This window comes from Paractinoplanes deccanensis (genome assembly GCF_016862115.1).
GTDB classification, from domain to species: Bacteria; Actinomycetota; Actinomycetes; order Mycobacteriales; family Micromonosporaceae; genus Actinoplanes; species Actinoplanes deccanensis.
The window spans coordinates 1-4,759 of record NZ_BOMI01000224.1 but is presented as its reverse complement, the minus strand read 5'-3'; the positions used below and the strand labels follow the sequence as shown (position 1 = coordinate 4,759).

Sequence of the window (4,759 nt, the reverse complement as noted above, 5' to 3'; positions counted from 1 at the left end):
GCGACGGCTCCGGCGGCCGGGATGGCTCCGGCGGCCGGGCGTGGCGCGGCGATCGGGGCGTGCGCGGGCAGCGGGTTGGCGACGGCGGCGACGGCAGCCGCCGAGACGGCGACCAGGGAAGTGCCGAACTTACAAGATCGCATGCCCGAATTATGTCGTGTGTGGCGTTTCGCCCTGGCGAGATCGGGCTGTCGAACCGGGCGAACCTCAAACCCAAACGGACTAATCCCACCTAAAAGGTGCACCAATGCAGCGAAGTTGCGCCCGAAGGGGTGGCAGGCGAGGAGAGGGGAAGGACGGCCCAGAGACGAAGGCGGCGGTGCGGCAGAGGGGTCGCGGCGCGAGGGAAGGGCTGCGCGAGCGGAGGCTTGCGAGGGAAGGGCTGCGCGAGGGGAGGGTGCGCGAGGGAGCCCGCGCGAGGGGAGGTGTCGGCGTGGGCAACGCGAGGTGGTCCGTCCCGCCGGCGGCAAGGCGGCGTGGGTGGGGCGCGGCTGCCCATCGGCAGCCGCGCCGGTGGGTCAGGCGGAGCGGGACGCCGTCTTGCGGGCGGCGGTGCGGCGGGCCGTCGTGGTGGACGGGCTCGGGGTCTCCGGCTCCGGGGTGGCGGCCTTGCGCGGCGTGGCGGTGCGGCGGGCCGCCGGGGTGCGGGTGGACGCCGAGCTCGCGGCCTTGCGGGCGGTGGTGCGGGCGGCGGTCGCGCGCGCGGTGGAGGCGCCCTCGTCGGCGGGGGTCTCCTCGACCGGCGTCGGCGGGATCTCGGCGGCCTCGGCCGCGGGGGTGGCGGCCTTGGTGGCACGGGTGGCCTTGGCCGGCGCCGAGGAACGCGTGGCCGCCGAAGAAGGCGTGGTGGCCGAGGAACGCGTGGCCGCCGAAGAAGGCGTCGTAGCCGAAGAAGGCGTGGTGGCCGACGAGGGAGCGGCGGCCGGGGAGGGAGCCGCGGCCGTGGAAGCGGCGGCGGGCGCGGAAGTCGCGGCCGAAGAAGCGGCCTCGGCGCGGTTGCGGGCCTTCTCGCGGTTGATGAGGTCGGCGAGCACCGCCTTGCTGTACTTCTCCTCGAGGGCCGCGGCGCGCTGGCCCGCCTTCTCGGCCTTGGCGACGGCCTTCTTGTGAGCCTTCTCCAGGCGCACCTTGTCGCGGGCCTGGGTCTTGAGCGAGCGCTTGAGGCGGCGCGCCTCTGCCTCAGCGTTGCGGAGGGCCTGCGTCTGGCGCTGGGTCAGGTCGGCGTTGGTGCGCAGGCGGTTGTCGAGGTCGGTGACGGTCTTGCGGGCGCGCTCGGCGGCTTCGTGCGCGGCTCCGGACCTGTCGCGGCGGCGGTCGAGCTGGTTGGTGCTCACGGTGTCTCCTTCCGTCTCACCTTTGGCCGTACCCCTTGTCGGGCGCGGCAATCACGAGCCACGGCGTGGACGTCGGGTGACGTAAAGGTGTGTGCGAGGTTACGAGGATTGCTCGACAACCTCGGCCGCGCGAGCTTTGCGGCGACGAATGTGACGCACGTGAAGCGTTACGTAGGACACAAGGGCGACGGCCACGAGGGCGATCGCCCACCATTTGTACCGGTGCGCGTGGTCGATGACGGTGACCAGGTGGGTGCCGAAGACGTACGCCACCGTGGTCCAGAATCCCACCCACAGCGCCGCGCCGAGGGCGTTGTAGAGCAGGAACGTGCGCCACGGCATCGCGGTGATGCCGGCGATCACGCCGTTGAACTGGCGCAGGCCGTCGATGAAGCGGGCGATGACGACGATGCGTCCGCCGCGCCGGGCGAAGAAGCCCTCGGCGCGGGCGAGCCGCTCCGGGGTGAGGAAGACGTACCTGCCCCAGCGCAGGGCGGCCTTGCGACCGCCCTTGACGCCGATCCAGTAGCCGATGTTGTCGCCCAGCACGGCCGCGATGAAGGCGATCGCGGCCACGGCGAAGATGTTGAGCCGGCCGGCGCCGGCGTAGATGGCCGCGGCCACCATGATGGTCTGCCCGGGCGCGGGCACCCCGAAGCTCTCGACTCCGATGGAACCGGCGACGGCGAGGTAACCCCACCGGTCGAGATAGGGAGCGACGCCGTGCAGGAATCCCGGAAGGTCGGCTTGAGGAGGCATCGCTTATCTACGGTAGCCGGGCTCCCGGTGGCGCATCGCACAGAGTGGCCCAGAACGCGGGTCGCTCAGACGAGGACGCGGGCCGGCGGCAGCGTGCGGCCCAGCCGTTGCCTGATCTCGGCGATCGGCAGCGTGGGCATGGTCCGCCGCAGCCGGGCGATGCCGCGCAGGTCCTCGCGGGCCGTCGCGACGATGTCGACCTTGCTGTTCGGGTCGTCCACCCAGTCGACCGGCACCTCGTGGGTGCGCAGCCCGGCGCGCTCGGCCAGCACGAGCATCTCGGTGTCGAAGAACCAGTTGGTGTCCTGCACGAGCGGCAGCAGCTCGCGCGCGACGTCGGCGCGGATCGCCTTGAAGCCGCACTGCGCGTCGGAGAAGCGCGCGCCCAGGGTCGCCCGCAGCAGCAGGTTGTAGCAGCGCGAGATGATCTCCCGCTTGGGCCCGCGCACGACCCGCGAGCCGCGGCGCAGCCGGGAGCCGATCGCCACGTCGGAGTGGCCGGAGATCAGCGGCGCGAGCAGGGGCAGCAGCGCGGCGAGGTCGGTGGAGAGGTCGACGTCCATGTACGCGAGCACGTCCGCGTCCGACCGCATCCACGTGTGCTTGAGCGCCCGTCCCCGCCCCTTCTCCGTCAGGTGGACCGCGGCGACGTCCGGCAGCTCCGCCGCGAGCCGCCCGGCGATGAGCGGGGTGTCGTCGGTGCTGGCGTTGTCCGCGATGGTGATCCGGAACGGGAACGGCGAGACCGCGAGCAGGTATCCGCGCAGCCGGCGCACACTGCGCTCGACGTCCGCGGCTTCGTTGTAGACGGGGATGACGATGTCGACCACTGGCTTCATGGCACCAAAGATCGGCTCGGCGACTTTCGGCCGGATATGGCGTACCTGTGTGGGCTCTGTGAATGACCGGCCCGCAGAGTCCACCCGTTCGGACCTGGCGACCGCGGCGCGCGCTTGGTTGGCTTTTGCGCCGTGAAGGTTCTGTTGCGTGCGCCGCGCAAGTGGCTGGCGGGCGGCGTCATCGCCGCGGTGGTCGCCGGGCTGTCCTCGTTCGCCCTCACCCGGGCCGACGCGGCGACGTTCGCCACCGTCCAACCAGGAACCTTCAAGGGGTACGCCTTCGACGCCTGCACCGCGCCCACCAGCGCGGCGATGAAGGCGTGGCGCGCGTCGTCGCCGTACAAGGCGATCGGCATCTACATCGGCGGCGTCAACCGCGGATGTGCCCAGCCGCAGCTCACCGCCGCGTGGGTCCGCGAGCAGGTGCAGGCCGGCTGGAAGCTGCTGCCGCTCTATGTCGGCCCGCAGGCCTCGTGCACCACGGTCGGCAGCGGCCGCAATCTCATCGTCAACAGCCAGGCCGGCGCGCAGGGCCGGGCCGCCGCGGCGGACGCCATCGCGAAGGCGAGCGCGCTGGGTCTCGCGCGCGACTCGATGGTCATCTACGACATGGAGGCGTACCGGACGAACGACGCCGGCTGCCGCGCCGGGGTGCTCGCCTTCATGCACGGCTGGACCTCGCGCCTGCACGAGGGCGGCTACTTCAGCGGCTTCTACAGCAGCGTGAGCTCGGGCGTCGCCCACCAGGTCGCGGCCTATGCGTCGGCCGGCTACGCCCGTCCCGACTTCGTCGACTTCGCCCGCTGGGACCAGGCGGTCACGTTGACCGACCCGGTGATCCCGGCCTCGGCCTGGCCCGGCCATCGGCGCATGAAGCAATATCGCGGCGGCCACAAGGAGACGTGGGGCGGCGTCACCATCAACGTCGACAGCAACATCGCCGACTTCGCGCCGCCGGCCCGCACCCGGTCGGCCGACTTCAACATGAGCGGCTGGTCCGACGTCATCGCCCGGTCCGCGTCCGGTGCCGTGACGCTGTTCCCGGGCAACGGCGGGAGCGTCGACGCCGGCCTGCGCCGCACGATCGGCAGCGGCTTCGCCGCGATGAACACGCTGATCCGCATCGACCTCAACCGGGACGGCCGGGAGGACGTCGTGGCCCGCCAGGGCAACGGCGACCTCTGGCTCTATCCCGGCACCGGCTCGGGCCTCGGCGCGCGCAAGAAGATCGGCAGTGGCTGGCAGGTCCTGCGCGACATCACCGCGGTCGGCGACCTCACCGGCGACGGCTACCCCGACATCGTCGCGGTCTCCAAGGGCAACAACCTTTTCCTGTACGCGGGGCAGGCGGGCGCCAAGCTCGGCGGCGCCCGGCAGCTGGCCACCGGCTTCGGCGACAAGACCGAGCTGGCCGGCGCCGGCGATTTCACCCGGGACGGCTGGCCCGACCTCGTGGTCCGGCTCTCCGCCGACCGCAAGCTGCATCTCTACACGGGGCGCAAGGGCGGTTTCGGCAAGCGCCTGCCGCTCGGCGCCGCCGCGGGTGACCTGCGCGATCTGACCGGCGTGGGTGACTTCGACCGGGACGGCTTCACCGACCTCGCCGCCGTGCGCAAGACCGACGGCGCCCTGCTGCTGTTGCCCGGCGCCGGCAGCACGCTGCGCCCGGCCGTCCGCATCGGCGGCGGATACGGCTCGCTCGCGGTGTCCTGAGCGGCCGCGAGCCGGCGGCGGGAGAACAGTCGCGGAAGACAGTCGTGGCCGGCCCGAACCGGGCCGGCCACGAAAGGCTGTGGGTCTCTAGAGGCTGTCGGCGGCCAGCTGCGA

3 protein-coding genes and 1 pseudogene are annotated in these 4,759 nt (G+C 72.3%); 1 reads left to right on the top strand and 3 read right to left on the bottom strand.

All coding sequences use genetic code 11. The annotated features are described in order from the left end of the window. Positions 1 to 518: 518 nt before the first annotated feature. From Ade02nite_RS48615 to Ade02nite_RS48605, 3 genes and pseudogenes are all read right to left on the bottom strand, one after another. Complete coding sequence (locus Ade02nite_RS48615; protein ID WP_203778256.1) at positions 519 to 1,334, bottom strand: hypothetical protein; 816 nt, start codon at positions 1,332 to 1,334, stop codon at positions 519 to 521. Between the two features lie 99 nt (positions 1,335 to 1,433). Next, positions 1,434 to 2,093 (bottom strand): DedA family protein, encoded by a 660-nt coding sequence (locus tag Ade02nite_RS48610; protein ID WP_203778255.1) that lies wholly within the window; start codon positions 2,091 to 2,093, stop codon positions 1,434 to 1,436. 68 nt (positions 2,094 to 2,161) lie between these two features. Then, positions 2,162 to 2,932, bottom strand: a pseudogene (locus tag Ade02nite_RS48605) (dolichyl-phosphate beta-glucosyltransferase); the annotation flags it as partial. A 132-nt stretch (positions 2,933 to 3,064) separates the two neighbouring features. Between Ade02nite_RS48605 and Ade02nite_RS48600 the strand changes: the two are divergent. Next, complete coding sequence (locus Ade02nite_RS48600) at positions 3,065 to 4,645, top strand: glycoside hydrolase domain-containing protein (protein WP_203778253.1); 1,581 nt, start codon at positions 3,065 to 3,067, stop codon at positions 4,643 to 4,645. Positions 4,646 to 4,759 lie beyond the last annotated feature (114 nt).